General features: G+C 71.0%; 14 protein-coding genes. 8 read left to right on the top strand and 6 right to left on the bottom strand.

The window, feature by feature from the left end; genetic code table 11:
- Window positions 1-99 precede the first annotated feature (99 nt).
- Window positions 100-978 (bottom strand): NAD(P)-dependent oxidoreductase, encoded by an 879-nt coding sequence (locus tag RBJ77_RS33400; RefSeq protein WP_372348398.1) that lies wholly within the window; start codon window positions 976-978, stop codon window positions 100-102.
- A 223-nt stretch (window positions 979-1,201) separates the two neighbouring features.
- On the opposite strand from RBJ77_RS33400, the gene RBJ77_RS33395 reads away from it, so the two are divergent.
- Window positions 1,202-1,804, top strand: a complete 603-nt coding sequence (locus RBJ77_RS33395; protein WP_372348397.1) for an ABATE domain-containing protein — start codon at window positions 1,202-1,204, stop codon at window positions 1,802-1,804.
- A 5-nt stretch (window positions 1,805-1,809) separates the two neighbouring features.
- Window positions 1,810-2,205 (top strand): SRPBCC domain-containing protein, encoded by a 396-nt coding sequence (locus RBJ77_RS33390; RefSeq protein WP_372348396.1) that lies wholly within the window; start codon window positions 1,810-1,812, stop codon window positions 2,203-2,205.
- Window positions 2,206-2,319: 114 nt separating this feature from the next.
- Here RBJ77_RS33390 and RBJ77_RS33385 read toward each other — a convergent pair whose 3' ends face one another.
- The 4 genes from RBJ77_RS33385 to RBJ77_RS33370 all read right to left on the bottom strand — a co-directional run bounded on the left by RBJ77_RS33385 (window position 2,320) and on the right by RBJ77_RS33370 (window position 7,824).
- Window positions 2,320-3,099 carry a hypothetical protein gene (locus RBJ77_RS33385; RefSeq protein WP_372348395.1) on the bottom strand — a complete coding sequence of 260 codons (780 nt, stop codon included), beginning with the start codon at window positions 3,097-3,099 and terminating at the stop codon, window positions 2,320-2,322.
- 38 nt (window positions 3,100-3,137) lie between these two features.
- Window positions 3,138-3,803 carry a deoxynucleoside kinase gene (locus RBJ77_RS33380; RefSeq protein WP_372348394.1) on the bottom strand — a complete coding sequence of 222 codons (666 nt, stop codon included), beginning with the start codon at window positions 3,801-3,803 and terminating at the stop codon, window positions 3,138-3,140.
- A gap of 210 nt (window positions 3,804-4,013) precedes the next feature.
- Window positions 4,014-5,315 carry an MFS transporter gene (locus tag RBJ77_RS33375; RefSeq protein WP_372348393.1) on the bottom strand — a complete coding sequence of 434 codons (1,302 nt, stop codon included), beginning with the start codon at window positions 5,313-5,315 and terminating at the stop codon, window positions 4,014-4,016.
- Between the two features lie 193 nt (window positions 5,316-5,508).
- Window positions 5,509-7,824: a beta-glucosidase gene (locus tag RBJ77_RS33370; RefSeq protein WP_372348392.1), complete on the bottom strand. Its 2,316-nt coding sequence runs from the start codon at window positions 7,822-7,824 to the stop codon at window positions 5,509-5,511.
- A 257-nt stretch (window positions 7,825-8,081) separates the two neighbouring features.
- Between RBJ77_RS33370 and RBJ77_RS33365 the strand changes: the two genes are divergently transcribed.
- The 6 genes from RBJ77_RS33365 (at window position 8,082) to RBJ77_RS33340 (ending at window position 14,864) form a co-directional block, all read left to right on the top strand.
- Window positions 8,082-9,020 carry a sugar phosphate isomerase/epimerase family protein gene (locus RBJ77_RS33365; protein ID WP_372348391.1) on the top strand — a complete coding sequence of 313 codons (939 nt, stop codon included), beginning with the start codon at window positions 8,082-8,084 and terminating at the stop codon, window positions 9,018-9,020.
- 130 nt (window positions 9,021-9,150) lie between these two features.
- Window positions 9,151-10,860: a dihydroxyacetone kinase family protein gene (locus tag RBJ77_RS33360; protein WP_372348390.1), complete on the top strand. Its 1,710-nt coding sequence runs from the start codon at window positions 9,151-9,153 to the stop codon at window positions 10,858-10,860.
- Window positions 10,861-10,959: 99 nt separating this feature from the next.
- Complete coding sequence (locus RBJ77_RS33355) at window positions 10,960-11,478, top strand: ribose-5-phosphate isomerase (protein ID WP_372348389.1); 519 nt, start codon at window positions 10,960-10,962, stop codon at window positions 11,476-11,478.
- A 110-nt stretch (window positions 11,479-11,588) separates the two neighbouring features.
- Entirely contained in the window at window positions 11,589-12,986 is a 1,398-nt protein-coding gene (locus RBJ77_RS33350) for a gluconate:H+ symporter (protein WP_372348612.1), read from the top strand.
- A 111-nt stretch (window positions 12,987-13,097) separates the two neighbouring features.
- Entirely contained in the window at window positions 13,098-14,036 is a 939-nt protein-coding gene (locus RBJ77_RS33345; protein ID WP_372348388.1) for an NAD(P)-dependent oxidoreductase, read from the top strand.
- A gap of 129 nt (window positions 14,037-14,165) precedes the next feature.
- Window positions 14,166-14,864, top strand: a complete 699-nt coding sequence (locus RBJ77_RS33340) for a GntR family transcriptional regulator (protein WP_372348387.1) — start codon at window positions 14,166-14,168, stop codon at window positions 14,862-14,864.
- 225 nt (window positions 14,865-15,089) lie between these two features.
- Here RBJ77_RS33340 and RBJ77_RS33335 read toward each other — a convergent pair whose 3' ends face one another.
- Window positions 15,090-16,181, bottom strand: coding sequence for an endo-1,4-beta-xylanase (locus RBJ77_RS33335; protein WP_372348386.1), 1,092 nt, complete (start codon window positions 16,179-16,181; stop codon window positions 15,090-15,092).
- Window positions 16,182-16,185: the final 4 nt, after the last annotated feature.

The raw sequence follows: 16,185 nt of genomic DNA, 5'->3' as shown, positions 1-16,185 counted from the left end.
GGGGCCGACTCTGCTGATGGGGCAGGGCGTGGACGCCGCCGGCCGGCGTGGTTCCCTTCCACAGCCGAACCAAGACCGTGCCGCTCAGCCCCTGTCTGGTCACACCCGGGGATGCTTGATGCTCTCGATGATCCGGGCGAACCCCTCCGTCCCGCGACCGGCGTCCACCTGCTGCTGGATGAGCCTCTGGACCATCGCGACCGGCTCGGGGCTCACTCCTTGGTCGGTGATCGCCTCGATGAACAGACCGAGGTTGGAGAACGTCAGACTCTGCTGCCCCAGGACCGTGTAGTCACCGCCGTCGATGACCTTGGCGTACCCCTCGAGCTGACCGCTCATCGCGGTCAGCCACGGCGTGGCCAGCTCCGCGAACCGGCCGGCGGAGACCCCCGCAGGCGCGAGCATGGCCGCGCCCTGCATGAACCCCGCGAACATCACGTACATCGACGAGAGCAGCGCGAAGTCGTACAGCGACGCCAGCCCCGCGTCCTCGCCGAAGTAGGTACTGGTCGCCCACTGGTCGAGCAGCGGCGCATGCTCGCGGAACACCTCCTCCGAACCGCTGTAGAGGATCGAGGCTCCCGGCTGACCGATCATGGACGGCACCGCCATGATCCCGCCGTCCAGGTAAGCGATCTGCGCCTGCGCCGCCCAGGCGGCCGACTGCCGGGCCTGCTCGGGCTTGGTCGTGGTCAGGTTGACCAGGGCCCGCCCGGCCAGGTCGTCGACGAGCGGGGCGAGCACCTCGTGCACCGAGTCGTGGTCGTAGAGGCAGGCGATCACCAGGCGGCTCGCCCGTACCGCCTCGGCGGCCGAGGCCGCCTCTGTCGCTCCCCGCGCGACGAGTGCCTCCGCCTTCCCCGCCGAGCGGTTCCACACCGTGGTCCGCACCCCGGCCTTCACCAGGGTCTCGGCCAGCGCGCTCCCCATGGCGCCGAGTCCGAGGATGCTCACGTCGGTGTCGTGGATCTGTGGCATGGCAGTGCTCCCTCACGTCGTACAGCACGTTCCGTCGATGCCTCAATCCTGTTCAGGGCCAGTGGAGTTGACCAGTACGGACTAATTAGTGCTGTACTCACCAGAAAGTAAGTGTGGGCCTGGGCGACCCGGTCGCAGGCCACCCGTCCGCGATGACGCCGGCAGTCACGCTGTCGTTGGCCAACCCCTCCCCCAGCCCTCTGTAACCAGTTATAGTAGTTACATGGATTCCTCGGCAGCCACGGGGCTGACGCTGCACTCGCAGAGTGGCGTCGCCTACCGATTCGACCCCGGCGCACTGTGCCTGGAACTGCTGACCACGGGCGGCCCCGGCCCCTACCGCCGATACGAAGTCCTGCACGAACCCACCGACTTGGCCACCTGGGCGGACCGGTCGCGACTGACCCCGACGCCCGCGCTGGACATTTCCGCGGCGGAGGTGACCGACATGCGAGTGCTGCGGGACGCCCTGTTCCGGGTGGTCATCGCCCACACACGCGACGAGCCGCACCCGCCCGGCGACCTGCAAGCCATCAATGAGGCAGCCGCCCGTCCGGCCATGGCCCCCGCCATCGCGCCGGACGGGACGCGACAGTGGACCGGCACCTCCACCGGCACGCAGTTGGCGGCCACCGTCGCGCGAGACGCCGTCGAGTTGTTGACCGGACCGTTCGCACACCGCATCCGCACCTGCGCCGCCGATGACTGCCACCTCGTCTTCGTCGACACCTCACGCCCCGGCCGCCGCCGCTGGTGCTCCATGGAGCACTGCGGCAACCGTCACAAGGTCAGAGCGCTCCGCGCCCGCCTCACCGAGGAAGGATGACTCTCATGCCCACAGGACTCACCCAGGACGCCGGCTGGCAGATCGGCGTCTCCCGCACCCTGCCCCACCCCACAACGGTCGTCTGGGACTTCATCAGCAGCCCCGACGGCATCGCCCTCTGGCTCGGCACCGGCGCGGTCCTCACCCCGGAGCACGGCACCCCCTACCGGACGGCCGAAGGCGTGACGGGCGAGGTGCGCAGCTATCGTCCCGCGGACCGTATTCGCCTCACCCACGGGACCACCACGGTCCAGGTCGCGCTCGCCCCCGCAGCCGACGGAGCCCGGACGATGCTCCGCTTCCACCAGGAGCATCTGGCCAGCGCGGAAGAGCGCGAACAGCAACGAGCGCACTGGCAGCACGTGATGGAACAGGTCGCCTCCGCCCTGGACATGCAGTAGCCACGGCGCGTCACACAAGCGAGGCGACCGAGACCTACCGCGACGTCGTCCTCCCCCACCCAGGCCCCACCCAGGCCCCACCCAGGCACTGGCGGCGACGTCGGTCGCACCCGCTCAGTCGGTCAAAGCGGCCTGCGTCGCCTCGCTCGCGTCGGCGAGGGCTCGCTGCCTGAGGCTGCCGCCGAACAACTGCATCGTGGCGGCGGCCAGGACGTCATTCCTGCCGATGGTCCGCCTGTCGCCACTACGGACGGACAAGGCCCGGACGGAATCGTCCAGCAAGGGAGGCGAGGCCGGCTCCTCCGGCAACCCCAGGGAGACCGAGCCGAAACGCTTGATCCCGCCCTCGCGAACGACCATGGCCGCATCCTGGGCAAGGCGCGTCATCAACACGCTCGCGATTCCGTCGAGGTCACGGACCATGACCGGGACGGCCGTCACCCCCTGGCTCCGCAGAAGCTTCTTGACCCCGGCCTCGAACCGGTGGGCGCCGACCACGGCACTCGGCTTGCGCGACCTGCTGCGCCTGCGCGGCGGCACGAGAACACCCTCGGCGTCGTACAAGTCACCGGTCAGACCCTTGAACGTCGGGCTGTGGCCGTACCACTTGTCCCCCACCTCCAGCTCGACGTTCCGATCGATGGCCGAGAGGAGGTCCCCGGGAAGCAGCTTCCTCCGGGACTCCTCCGCCGCGACCGTCCGCGCGCCGGCGATGATCTCCGTCAGCACTGTCCGCGTCACCGAAGCGGCCGCCCACGCGGCCGACCTGGCGACGTGCATCGACGTCACGTCCCTGAACACCGCTTTGACGAGAGAGGGACTGAACGGCGGGACGTCGGCGGTCGAGACGGTGTCGGGACCCCTGCGTTCAGCGCGTGCGGACTGTGCGGTCATGGGGGTGAAACGCTCCCTGCCGTCTGAGCCGGGCCGGGTCATGCCGCCGGGCGTCCGGTCTGCGCCAGGGCGTCCCTGACCTCGCGGACCAGGCGGGCCGCGTCCTCGGGGTTGTTCACCACGTCGGTGTTGTTCATGTCGATGACGAGGACTTCGCTGGCCGAGTAGTGCTTGTGGACCCAGTCGTCGTAGCCGGACCACAGGGTGCGGTAGTACTCGACGAGGCTCTCGTCCTGTTCGAAGTCGCGTCCGCGCAGCCCTATGCGGTGCAGCACGGTCTCGAAGTCCGCCTGCAGGTAGATCATGAGGTCGGGGGCCTTGCGGTAGGGCAGGCCGTCGATCTCGCGCATCATCTCGTCGAGCAGGCCCTCGTACACCTGCATCTCGAGGGAGCTGATGCGGCCCAGGTCGTGGTTGACCTTGGCGAAGTACCAGTCCTCGTAGATGGAACGGTCCAGGACGTTGTCGCCGCGCTTGTACGCCTCCTTGATCGCGGCGAACCGCGTCTGCAGGAAGTAGAGCTGCAGCAGGAAGGGGTAGCGCTTGGCCTGGATCTCCTCGGGGGTCGCCGTGTAGAAGAGCGGCAGGATCGGGTTGTCCTCGACGCTCTCGTAGAAGACCTCGCTGCCGAGATCCTTGGCGATCAGTTCGGCGACACTCGTCTTGCCGATCCCGATCATGCCTCCGACGCAGATCACCGGCATCCCTCGCTTCTCCCCCGGGGTCATCTGTCCACGCGCGGACCCACCGCCCCCACGAGACGCCATGCAGCTTAGATGACAACGGGGGAAGGTCACGCCGTGGGTCCGGCACATCCGGAGCCGATCAAGGGGCCGCTGGGGAGTGGCCTGACCCGTCCGTCGGCCTCGGGACCGGTCCCGAGGCCGACGGACGGCGGGCTCAGTACGGCGCTGTCAGCGCACCTTCCGCACCGGCAGAATGGCCAGCGCCCCGCCGAGACACACCAGCGACGCCGTGATCAGCAGGATCGCGTAGTTGTGGCCGCCCCCGAGAGAGATGAGCAGCGCTCCCAGTGCCGGGGCGAAGATCTGCGGGGCGGACATCGCGATGTTGAAGATGCCGAGGTCCTTGGAGGGATTCTCCGTGTCCGGGAGTACGTCGATGACGAGCGCCAGGTCGACGCCGAGGTAGGTGCCGAAGCCGAGGCCGAGGACCACTTCCGCGCAGTAGAACAGGGCGATGGTGTCGGCCTGGCTGAGGATCAGCATGCCCACACCGAACAGCACCGCGGCGACGGCGATGAAGGGCTTGCGGCGTCCGAAGCGGTCCGAGAGCCAGCCGGCGGTCTGTGAGGCGCTCATCACGACCAGTCCGTAGATGAGGACACCGATCGCGAGCGTCTCCGTCGCCGACGCGGCGGTGAGCCCCATCTCGTGCTGGAGGTAGATGAGGCGGAAGGTGGTGAACATCCAGTTGGCGAGGGTCAGCAGGAAGCGGGAGAGCCAGGTCCAGGCGAAGTCCGGGTGCTGCTTGGGGTTGACCCAGTAGGTGCGCAGGACCGCCTTGAAGCCCTCCCGCGGGGGCTTGTGGTCCAGCGGCTTGTCCGGGAGGACCAGCATGTACCCGATCACCAGGAGGATGCCGATGACGCTGGGGACCAGGAAGAGCAGCAGCATCTGGTCGGTGAAGTACTTGGCGATCCAGGTGCCCGTGGTGGGGGCCAGGTTCTGCATGATGCCGAGCAGCCCGCTGATCTTGCCGCGCCTGGACTCGGGGACGTTGTCGGCGACGGTCGCGACGAAGGCGGCGAGTGCCGCGTTCGCGGAGGCGGAGGCGATGACGAAGCCGACGGTGATGACGGCGACGTTGCCCGCCGTCGCGATGATCAGCAGTCCGGCGAGCAGGCCCAGCATGCCGAGGGCGAGCCAGGGCCTGCGGCGGCCGAAGCGGCTGGCGGTGCGGTCACTGAGGCGTCCGAAGAACGGGTTCGCCAGCATGGCCGCGACCGAGCCGGTGGTGGTGATGATGCCGAGCGCGGAAACCTGGTCGTCCTCGGGGAGGATCGACTGGATCTTGAGCTGCAGGCTGACGAGGATGGGCGTCAACAGGGCCAGGAATATGCCGAGTTGGCCTGCTGCCATGCCGACGACGAGCCGGATGCGAGGGGCGGGGACTCCGGCCGGCGTGCCGGTGGTGGCCGTGTCTGGTGGGGTCGCGGTGGTCGCGGTGTCACTGTGGAGGGTTTTGGGGGTCACGGCGAGGACTACTTCCTTGTGGGCATGCGGAACTTGAGCGGACATGCAGGTGCAAGGCGTGTGTGGTGGGGGGAGGGGTCGGTGTCATCTGTGTGCGTGCCGGTGTGGGCAGCACTCCGCGCACGGCGGCCGACGTTCGGTGGTCGGCCGCCGCCGGACGTGGCGGGCGTTCTCGTGGTGGCGGGGGCTCGGGTTACGAGTGGCGCAGGTGGCGGTCGGCGCCCACCACGCGCTGGGGGCCGGTGAGTTCGACGTCGGCGCGCAGTCGGATGTCGGCGCTGGACGATCCGAGCATGAGGCGGATGATGCCGGGGTCGACGAGCCGCCGGCCGTCACCGGAGGAGTCCTTGGTGTACGAGGTCTGGTCGGCGTGCACCGTGAAGGTGACCCGGGCCTGCGCGCCGGGTTCGAGGTCGAGGACGTCGAAGGCTGCCAACTGCTGTACGGGGCGGGCGACTTGGGCGACCGGGTCGTCGTAGTAGAGCTGGACGGTCTCCCGGCCCGCACGGCGCCCGGTGTTGCGCACCAGGCAGGAGACCTCGATGAACCCGTCGGTGGGGACCCGTCCACCGTCCGCGATCCGCAGGTCCTCGTAGGCGAAGGTGGTGTACGAGAGGCCGTGCCCGAACGGGTAGAGCGGCGTGTTGTCGAGGACGCTGATGCCTTCGCTGTAGCGGCCGAGCGGCGGGGTGAGGTAGGTGCCCGGGTTGCTGTCCGGGGTGGCCGGGATCTGTACGGGCAGCTTGCCGCTCGGGCAGACCTGGCCCGACAGGACGCGCGCCAGCGCGGGGCCGCCCTCTTCGCCGGGCATGAAGGTCTGCACGACGGCGGCGCAGCGCTCGGCCGGTCCGCCGAGCGCGTAGGGGCGGCCGGAGATGACGAGCAGGACGACCGGGGTGCCCGTGGCGAGGACGTCCTCGACCAACTGTGCCTGTACGCCGGGAAGTTGGAGGTTGGGTGCGTCGCAGCCCTCGCCCGAGGTGCCGTTGCCGAACATGCCGGAGCGGTCGCCGACGACGACCAGGGCCAGGTCGGCCGCGGCGGCGGCGCGGGCGGCGGCAGGCAGGCCTGAGCGGTCCTCGCCGTTGACCGTGCAGCCCTGCTCGTAGGTGAAGGTGATGCCGGGCAGTTCGGCGGTGAGTGCTTCGCGCAGGCTGGGCAGGGCGAGGCCCGCCGGGTGGCCGGGGTACTTGGGCAGTACGTGGTTGGGGAAGGAGTAGCAGCCCAGGAAGGTGCCGGAGTCGTCGGCGCCGGGCCCGATCAGGGCGACGGCGGGGGTGCGGGCGGCGTCCAGGGGCAGGGCGGCGCCGTCGTTGGCGAGCAGGACGACGGAGCGTTCGGCGAGGGTGCGGGCGAGGGTGCGGTTGGCCGGGGAGTCCAGGTCGACGGGGGTGCCGAGTCCGGCATCGGCCTCGGGGCTGTAGTCGGCGTCCAGGAGTCCGAGCCGGAGCTTCTGGCGCAGGACGCGTTCGACGGCGCGGTCCAGGAGTTCGGGGGCGACCTGTCCGTCGTCGAGCTGCTGGGCGAGCGGGTCGCCGTAGCAGCGGGTGTTGGGCAGTTCGACGTCCATGCCGGCGGTCAGGGCCAGGCGGGCCGCGTCGCCCTCGGTGGCGGCGACGCGGTGCATGGTCTGCAGGAAGGCGATGGATCCGTAGTCGGAGACGACGGTGCCGTCGAATCCCCACTGGTCGCGCAGCACCGTGGTCAGGAGGGATTCGTCCGCGCAGGCGGGGACGCCGTCCTGGTCGGTGTAGGTGTTCATCACCGAGCCCACCGCGCCGTCGCGCACGGCCATCTCGAAGGGCGGGAGGATCACGTCGGCCATCTCCCGTGCGCCGATGGAGACGGGGGCGTGGTTGCGGGCGCCGCGGGAGGCGGCGTGCCCGGCGAAGTGCTTGAGGGTGGCGACGACGCCCTGGGACTGCATGCCGCGCACGTAGGCCGTGCCGATGAGGCCGGTCAGGTACGGATCCTCGCCGAGGGTCTCCTCGACGCGGCCCCAGCGGTAGTCGCGCACGACGTCGAGGACCGGGGCGAGCCCCTGGTGGACTCCGACCGACGCCATGTCGCGGCCGATCGCGGCGCCCATCTGCTCGACCAGGGCGGTGTCGAAGGTGGCGGCCCACGCCAGTGGGGTCGGGTAGACGGTGGCGCCGAAGGCGGCGAAGCCGGTGAGGCACTCGTCGTGCGCGATGGCCGGGATGCCCAGGCGCGTGGCGGTCAGGAGCCGCTGCAGGCGGACGAGCTCGGCGCGGCCCTCCTCCGGGGCGAGCGGGCGGGTGCCGTAGGGGCGGGTGAGGTGTCCGATCCCGTGGGCGATGGCGGTGGACTCGCTCGCGCGGGCGGCGAGGGCCTCCTCGATGGGGGCGACCCGGGCATCGCCGCTGCCGACGTTGGCCTTGGTCCAGTAGCTGCCCAGCTGGGCGAGCTTCTCGGCCCGGGTCATCGCGGCCAGGAGGGTCCTGACCCGCTCGTCGGCGCAGAGCGAAGTGTCGTTCCAGGGGTTCATGGGGCTCCCGCGTCGGGCCTGCACGGCAGCGGCACCCTCAGGCGTCCGGGCTGACCGGCAGATAAGTTCACAGCGTTTACAAAAAGACGCCGGAAGCATGTGCTCAAGAAAAGCCTCAGGTCAAGGGGTGTCGAGCAACTTCTTCGAAGAAACGGAACAGATCGTTCCGAGTCGGCCGCGGCAGCCGGGTGCGAGGTGGATCACCCTTGACAGGCGACCGGATCGTAGATCCTATAGGAAATAGAGAAAGGGAACCGATGCTGACTCACACCGCAGAGACCTGGCCGATCGCCGCCGCCCTCCTGCAGTTTCCGAACACCGGACCTGATGGTGTCTCCACCCAGGACCAGACCTCAGACCAGTGGGCGCAGAGCCTGCAGGAGGTGGTCGACGCCGGGTTCACCGAGGTCGACCTGACCGACGGCTGGCTGCGTCCCGGCGACCTCGCCCCGGCCCGGCTCGAGGAGCTGCGCGCCACGATCGCCGAGGTGGGCCTGACCGCACCCGCCATTTCCGCGATCCGCCGCAGCGTCATCGACCCCGTCGACGGCGACGCCAACCTCGCCTATTCGCACCGCACCATCGACGCCGCCGCGGCCCTCGGCGTCCCGCTCGTCTCCTTCGGCCTGCACCGGCCGCTCACCCCCGCGCAGCAGGCCGTGCTCTGGTTCTGGACCGTCCCCGGCCCCCAGGACCCGCCCGGGGACAAGGAGATGTGGCACAAGGCCGTCACCAGGCTGCGCGAACTCGCCGACCACGCCGCCTCGGTGGGCGTCGAACTGTCCCTGGAGATGTACGAGGACACCTACCTCGGCACCGCGGACTCGGCCGTCGCCCTGCTCACCGACATCGAGCGGGACAACGTCGGCCTCAACCCGGACCTGGGCAACCTCATCCGCATGCAGCGCCCCATCGAGTCCTGGGAGTCGATGGTCACCAAGACGCTGCCGCACGCCAACTACTGGCACGTGAAGAGCTACTACCGCGTCGAGGACCCCGCCACCGGCACCGTCCTGACGTCCCCGGCCCCCATGGAGTCCGGGTTCGTCAGCTACCGACAGGCCGTGAAGATCGCCCTCGCCCACGGCTTCAACGGCGCGTTCTGCGTGGAGCACTACGGCGGCGACGGCCTCAGCGTCTCCGCCGCGAACCGCGAGTACCTGCGGCGCATCCTGCCCAGCGGCCCCGCGGCCTGACCCCGGCCCGGCCACCGACGCCGCCTCGTCGGCCCCCAGCCGCCCGGACCCGCCACCGGTCCGGGCGCGCTGGACCCCGCCCTGCGCGCACCGCCGCGCGCCCCCGCCTCCCGACAAGGAACCTCCCGCCATGACCAGGCTGTACGCCGACCCCGCCCGCTTCAGCGAGGACCAGCTGCGCGGATTCGCCGCCGCCTACCCCGAGCACGCCACCCTCGTGCCCGGCGGCGTCATACGCAGCAGGCCGCTTCCCCCGGGTCAGGTCGCCGTCGTCGTGGGCGGAGGCTCGGGGCACTACCCGGCCTTCAGCGGACTGGTCGGCAGCGGACTCGCCGCCGGCGCCGTCGTCGGCAACATCTTCACCTCGCCCTCCAGCCGCCAGGCGGAGTCGGTCGCACGGGCCGCCGACGCCGGCGGCGGCGTCCTCTACTGCTTCGGCAACTACGCGGGCGACCGCATGAACTTCGGCATGGCGCAGGCCCGACTGCGTGACGCGGGCACCGACACCCGCACCGTGCTCGTCACCGACGACGTCGCCAGCGCAGCCGCCGAGCGGGACGGTGAACGGCGCGGTATCGCAGGCGACTTCACGGTCTTCAAGGTCGCGGGCGCCGCGGCCGAGGAAGGCCTCGACCTGGACGCCGTGGAAGCCGCGGCCCGCCACGCCAACGCCGCCACGTACTCCTTCGGCATCGCCTTCGCCGGCTGCACGATGCCCGGCGCCGACGCCCCGCTGTTCACCGTGCCCGAAGGAAAGATGGCCATCGGCCTCGGCATCCACGGCGAACCCGGTGTCGAGGACACCGACATGGCCGACGCCCCGACCATCGCCCGCATCCTCGTCGACCGGCTGCTCGCCGAGCGCCCGGCCACGGCCGGCACGCGGGTGGCCGCGATCCTCAACGGCCTCGGCGCCACCAAGTACGAAGAGCTGTTCCTCCTGTGGGGCCACGTCTCCCAGGCCCTCGGCGCGGCCGGGCTCACCGTCGTGCGGCCCGAGGTCGGCGAACTCGTCACCAGCCTGGACATGGCCGCCTGCTCGCTGACCCTGATGTGGCTCGACGACGACCTGGAGCGCTGGTGGTGCGCGCCCGCCGACGCCCCCGGCTTCCGTCGCGTCCCGCTGCCCGAGGTCCCGGCCGCGCCGCGCACGCTGCCCGAGGCCGTGCCCGACCTCCCCGTCGTCCAGGGCGACGAGCCCTCGCGCCGGGCCGCGACCACGATCCTCGCCGCCCTGCGCGCCCTTCGGACCGCACTGCACGACGCCGCCCCCGAACTCGGCCGCATCGACGCGGTGGCGGGCGACGGCGACCACGGGCGCGGCATGACCAAGGGCGTCGACGCCGCCGTGCGCGCCGCCGAGCAGGCCGACTCCCGTGCGGCGGGCGCCCGCGCACTGCTCAGTGCCGCCGCCGACGCCTGGGCCGACGAAGCGGGCGGCACCTCCGGGGTGCTGTGGGGCGTGGGGCTGCGTGCCCTCGCCCAGGAACTCGGCGACACCGGACCGGTCGACGCGGTACGCGCGGCCACCGGCGCCCGCGCCGCCTTCGACGCCGTCACGTCCCTCGGCGGCGCGAAGCCCGGCGACAAGACGCTCGTGGACGCCCTCGCCCCGCTCGTGGACACCTTCACCGCGGCCGTCGGTCGCGCCGACCACGCGGTGGACGCCTTCGGCCGGGCCGCCGCCGAGGCGACCGTCGCCGCCGACGCGACCGCCGCGCTCACCCCCCGCCTGGGCCGCGCCCGGCCCCTGGCCGAGCGCAGCGTCGGCACGCCCGACGCCGGCGCCCTCTCGCTGGCCCTCTGCGCGCGCACCGTCGCCGAGCTGCTGGCGAAGTAGCACCCCGGCCGGCACCGAGCAGCGACGTAGCGAGCACCACCCCCGCACCACTCCCCCACTGCGCCTTTGCAGTCCCGCACCCCGAGAACAGGATCGACGATGGGTCACCCCGACCACACCACCCCTGCCCCGCTGCACATCGTCATCGGCAGCGACGACGCCGGCTACGCGTACAAGGAAGCCCTCAAGGCCGACCTGGAGGCCGACCCGCGCGTCGCCTCCGTCAAGGACGTCGGCGTCGGAGAGGACGAGCACACCGCCTACCCGCACATCGGTGTCGCCGCGGCACGCCTCGTGGCCGACGGCACCGCGGACCGCGCGCTGCTGTTCTGCGGCACCGGCCTGGGCGTCGCCATCAGCGCCAACAAGGTGCGCGGCATCCGCGCCGTCACCGCCCACGACAGCTTCTCCGTCGAGCGGGCCGTGCTGAGCAACAACGCCCAGGTCCTCACCATGGGCCAGCGCGTGATCGGTCTCGAACTGGCCCGCCGCCTGGTCCGTGAGTGGCTCGGCTACCGGTTCGACGCCTCGTCACCCTCCGGCGACAAGGTCCAGACCCTCGACGCCTACGACACCGGCGCCGCCGACGTCACGGGCGAGGTCCGCTCCGGCTGCTGAGCCGCGGTCCGCACCGCATCACCCCGGCTCTCCGCCGCCGGAGAAACTCCGGCCCCTTTCGCCCTCCTTCCCCCGCACCTCTTACAACGACGTAAGGACAACCCCGCATGATGGCCTCGCTCGCCGTGCCACTGGCGGCCGCACCGTGGACCGGGCACGACACGAGACTGATCGTCATGGTGGCCGTCGCCATCGCCGTGATCGTCTCGCTCATCACGCTCTTCGACTTCCATCCCTTCATCGCCCTGATTGCCGGATCCATCGTCCTGGGCGTCGGCTCGGGCACCGAACTGGCCAAGGTCGTCGAATCGTTCAGCACCGGCATGGGCACGACCCTGGGCTCCACCGGCGCGTTGATCGCCCTCGGCGCGATCCTCGGCAAACTGCTCGCGGACTCCGGAGGCGTCGACCGCATCGTCGACACCATCGGCTCACGCTCCGGCCCGCGCGTCCTCCCGTGGTCCATGGCACTGATCGCCGCGATCATCGGCCTCCCCATGTTCTTCGAGGTCGGCCTCGTCCTGCTGATCCCGATCATCGTGGTCATGGCCAAGCGCACCCGTACGCCGCTGGTCCTGCTGGCCGTCCCGGCCCTGGCCGGACTCGGCACCCTGCACGCCTTCGTGCCGCCGCACCCCGGCCCGCTCGTCGCGGTCAGCGCGCTCAAGGCCGACATAGGCACCACGCTGGGGCTCGGCATCATCGCCGCGATCCCCACCGTCATCGTCGCGGGACCGCTGTACGCGAAGTTCATCGCCCGGCACGTGCGCACCGAGGCTCCCGCCGAGCTGGTCGAGTCGCTGATGACGGCCCGGGCCACGGACGGCACGCAGGCCCGCACCCCCGGATTCGGCACCTCGCTCGGCGCGATCGCCCTGCCGGTCGTCCTGATGCTCGCCAAGTCGATCGCCGACATCGCCTTCCCCGGCGACGCCTGGTACAACCACCTGCTCGACTTCCTCGGCACCCCGCTCGTGGCGATGTTCATCGCCGTGCTCTTCGCCATGGTCGTCTTCGGCTGGGGTCTGGGCCGGAGCCGGGCCGAGGTCCGCACCATCGTCACCGCAGGGCTGCCGGCCGTCGCCGGCATCCTCCTCATCGTCGGAGCGGGTGGCGGCTTCAAGCAGCTGATCGTGGACACCGGCGTCGCGGACGCCATCGGCAAGGCCGCCGCCGAGGCGCACATGCCGATCCTGGTCCTCGGCTGGCTGCTGGCCGTCCTGATCCGCCTGGCCACCGGCTCGGCCACCGTCGCCACCACGGCCGCCGCAGGCATCATGGCGCCCATGGCAGCGGGCGCCCCGACCGTGGAGGCGTCCCTCATCGCGCTGGCCGTCGGCGCCGGCTCGCTGTTCTTCTCGCACGTCAACGACGCCGGCTTCTGGCTGTCGAAGGAGTACTTCGGCATGAGCGTCGCCCAGAACATCAAGACGTGGTCCGTGCTCTCGACGATCGTCGCCGTGATGGGCCTGGCCATGTCACTCCTCATGTACGCCGTCCTCGTCTGACACCGCGACGGCCCCGGCCCTCAGGTGGGTCGTGGCCGTCGCTCACCAGACGCGGAGAGACACTGTTCCCGCGGCCCCGTCCGGCCGCAGCCCGCACGGAAGAAGCTCCTCATGTCCACTGACACCACCGCCTCCGCCCCCGTCACCGCGGTCCTCGGCCTCGGCGCCATGGGCCTGCCCATGGCCACCCGCCTGTCCGGCGCCTTCCCGGTCCACGCCTTCGACGTCTTCGAGGAGCGCCGCACCCTCGCCGCCGAGGCCGGCGCCACCCCCGCCGCGACGCCCGCCGTCGCCGCGAAGGGCGCCGACGTCGTCGTCATCGCCGTACGCGACCAGGAGCAGCTGGAGTCCTGCCTGTTCGGTGGCGGCCTCGTCGAGCAGGGCGCCGCGGACACGCTGCGCGAGGGCGCGGTCGTCGTCGTCACCTCCACCGTCGGCGTCGACGCCGTCCAGGCCGTGGCGGCCCGTCTCGCCGAACAGGGCGTGCACCTCGTCGACGCCCCCGTCAGCGGTGGCGCGCTGCGGGCCGGAACCGGCGATCTGCTGATCATGGTCGGTGCCGACGACACCGCGCTCGACGCCGCCCGCCCCGTCCTGGACCGGCTCGCCTCGACCCTGCACATCGTCGGCCCGCGCACCGGCGACGGCCAGATCATGAAGACCGTCAACCAGCTGCTGTGCGGCATCCACACCGCGGCCGCCGCGGAGTCCCTCGCGCTGGCCCGCGCGCTCGGCATCGATCTGGACCGCGCCGTCGACGTCCTCGGCCAGGGCGCGGCCGCGTCGTTCATGCTCGCCGACCGCGGACCGCGCATGGTCCAGCAGTACGAGGTCGCCGAGGACGGCACCGGCGGTCCCGAGCTGCGGTCCCGGCTCGACATCATCCGCAAGGACATGAACATCGTGGTGTCCCTCGCCAAGAAGGCCGGCGTGGCCACCTCGGTCGCGGCCGCCGCGGACCAGCTCTACCAGCTCGCCATGAGCCAGGGCCTGGGCGCGCAGGACGACTCCGCACTCGTGACGCTGCTCTCTCCGCGCACCGCGAAGTGAGCCGACGCCAGCAGGTCCCCGCACCGGGCGGACCCCTCCCCCGGATAAGCTGACTGCCGCGGCATGGGGCGCGTTCAGCTGGGACAACAGGCCCCACAGCAGGGCCCACATCGGAAAGAGGCGACGACGATGGGAGCAGTCGGCAGGCAGGTGCGTCCGGCCGGGCTCGGCAGGACGGTCCTGATGGACGAGGCGTACGAGGCGCTGCTGGCTCTCATCCTCGACGAAGGCCTGGATCCTGGCACGCCGCTGCGCATCGACACCATCGCCAAGGACTGGGGCGTCTCGCCGACACCGCTCCGTGAGGCGCTGGCCAAGCTGGAGAACACGGGGCTCGTGCAGCGCGTGCCGCACCGGGGTTACACCGTGGCTCCGCTGCTGGACGACAGCGGATTCCGTGAACTCATGGCGGCCCGGCTGCTCATCGAGCCCTACAGTGCGCGCCAGGCCTGCGAACGGGACGCGGCGGGAACCGCGCGGATCCTGGCCGAGCACCACAAGGAGATGGCGGCCGCGGCGGACCAGCAGGAGACGGACGACTTCCGCGCCTACATGCAGGCCGACTCCGCGTTCCACGCCGCCATCGCCGCGGCCGCGGACAACCGCTTCCTCTCGGCGGCCATCGACCCGCTGGGAGCGCACGTCCAGCGCTTCCGGCGCTTCACCGGTGGCCGCATCAACGACACGGAGGAGGCGCTCGCCGAACACTCCGCGGTGCTGCGGGCGTTCGAGGAGAACGACGCGGCGGCGTGCGAAGCGGCGATGCGCACCCATCTGCAGGGCGTGGCCCACCGGTCGTTCGGGCAGACCGCGGCTGACCCGGCCTAGCCTCCGGGAACCGCCGTTCCCGGAGACGGGCCGCGCTTCGGAGGCCGCCTCGGGAGCACCCGAGGCGGCCCGGCTCGCAACCTTGCCGCCGTATCGGCCCGAGCCGGGCCCTGATTGTTCGTCAGGTCCTGCTCCCGTGCCTCAGCACGGGATCACCGACGCACGAGGTCCACGCTCGCGACAGGCCCAGACCGCCTGCCCCGGCCGATTCTGCGGAGGATCACCTCACGGCCTGTGACCGGTCCTTCGGGTCGTCTTCAGCTCATCGGCCAGTGCGGTGTAGGCCGGCTTGGCCACGAAGTTCTCGTCGAGGATGTTGGCGGCGCCCTGCCCGGGGAACGTGCCCGGCACCCAGGAGTACTTGTCGGTGAAGCCCCACACCGTGAACGACGTGCAGGAGCGCACGGCGAGGCAGGCGTCCAGGAGACGGCGGTAGTCGTCGGCCTGCCGGGCCCTCTCGGTGTCGCCGGCCGGCAGGTTCATGCGCACGTCGACCTCGGTGAACGCGGTCTGCATACCGAGCGCCGCGAACCGCTCCAGGTTCTGCTCGACGTCGGCGGGGAAGCCGTACTGGATGTCCAGGTAACCCTGGATACCCAGTCCCTGGACGGGAACGCCCTGTGCGCGCAGCTTCTTGGCGAGGTCGTAGTAGGCGGTGGACTTCGCGTTGATGCCCTCGACGTTGTAGTCGTTGAGGAAGAGCTTCGCCTTGGGGTCGGCCGCGTGTGCCCAGCGGAACGCGTCGGCGACGTAGGAAGGGCCGAGCGTGCGCAGCCAGAGGGAGTCCCGGTAGGAGCCGTCCTCCTCGAAGATCTCGTTGACGACGTCCCATTGGTAGATGCGGCCCTTGAAGTGCTTGACCTCGGCCGTGATGTGGTCGCGCAGGATGCGGCGCAGTTCGGGGGCGTCGATCGAGCCGTCGGCGACACCGGAGGTGAGCCAGGCCGGGAGCTGGTTGTGCCACAGCAGGGTGTGGCCGCGCACCGACTGGTGGTGGCGCCGGGCGAAGTCGACGAGTTCATCGGCCTGCGACCAGTCGTACGTGCCGCGGGTGGGCTCGACGACCTCCCACTTCATGACGTTCTCGGCGGTCACGGAGTTGAACTCACTCCCTGCCACGGCCCGGTAGGCGGTGTCGTCGGAGAGCGCGGAGACGTCGACCGCCGTGCCGACCTTGAGGTCGTGGGGTGCCGCGAGGGCGCGCAGGGTGGCGTGGTGGTCGGCGTGGGCCGGCGCGGCCGTCGCCGATGCCGAGCCGAGGAGCAGCAGGGTGGCCGCCCCGGCGAACAGTGCCGGCGCTGTGCGTCTGGATGACAAAGGA

Origin of the sequence: Streptomyces sp. KL116D, assembly GCF_030766975.1 — a bacterium.
Lineage (GTDB): Bacteria > Actinomycetota > Actinomycetes > Streptomycetales > Streptomycetaceae > Streptomyces > Streptomyces longispororuber_A.
The sequence above is the reverse complement of the archived record's forward strand: the minus strand, read 5'-3'. Positions and strand labels throughout refer to the sequence as shown.

Bases quoted from the DNA above. Each gene is read 5' to 3' on its own strand.
- RBJ77_RS33390 (WP_372348396.1), top strand. From the start codon at position 1,810: ATGCCCACAGGACTCACCCAGGACGCCGGCTGGCAGATCGGCGTCTCC.
- RBJ77_RS33340 (WP_372348387.1), top strand. From the start codon at position 14,166: ATGGGAGCAGTCGGCAGGCAGGTGCGTCCGGCCGGGCTCGGCAGGACG.
- RBJ77_RS33345 (WP_372348388.1), top strand. From the start codon at position 13,098: ATGTCCACTGACACCACCGCCTCCGCCCCCGTCACCGCGGTCCTCGGC.
- RBJ77_RS33355 (WP_372348389.1), top strand. From the start codon at position 10,960: ATGGGTCACCCCGACCACACCACCCCTGCCCCGCTGCACATCGTCATC.
- RBJ77_RS33385 (WP_372348395.1), bottom strand. From the start codon at position 3,099: ATGACCGCACAGTCCGCACGCGCTGAACGCAGGGGTCCCGACACCGTC.
- RBJ77_RS33360 (WP_372348390.1), top strand. From the start codon at position 9,151: ATGACCAGGCTGTACGCCGACCCCGCCCGCTTCAGCGAGGACCAGCTG.
- RBJ77_RS33370 (WP_372348392.1), bottom strand. From the start codon at position 7,824: ATGAACCCCTGGAACGACACTTCGCTCTGCGCCGACGAGCGGGTCAGG.
- RBJ77_RS33365 (WP_372348391.1), top strand. From the start codon at position 8,082: ATGCTGACTCACACCGCAGAGACCTGGCCGATCGCCGCCGCCCTCCTG.
- RBJ77_RS33380 (WP_372348394.1), bottom strand. From the start codon at position 3,803: ATGCCGGTGATCTGCGTCGGAGGCATGATCGGGATCGGCAAGACGAGT.
- RBJ77_RS33395 (WP_372348397.1), top strand. From the start codon at position 1,202: ATGGATTCCTCGGCAGCCACGGGGCTGACGCTGCACTCGCAGAGTGGC.
- RBJ77_RS33350 (WP_372348612.1), top strand. From the start codon at position 11,589: ATGGCCTCGCTCGCCGTGCCACTGGCGGCCGCACCGTGGACCGGGCAC.
- RBJ77_RS33400 (WP_372348398.1), bottom strand. From the start codon at position 978: ATGCCACAGATCCACGACACCGACGTGAGCATCCTCGGACTCGGCGCC.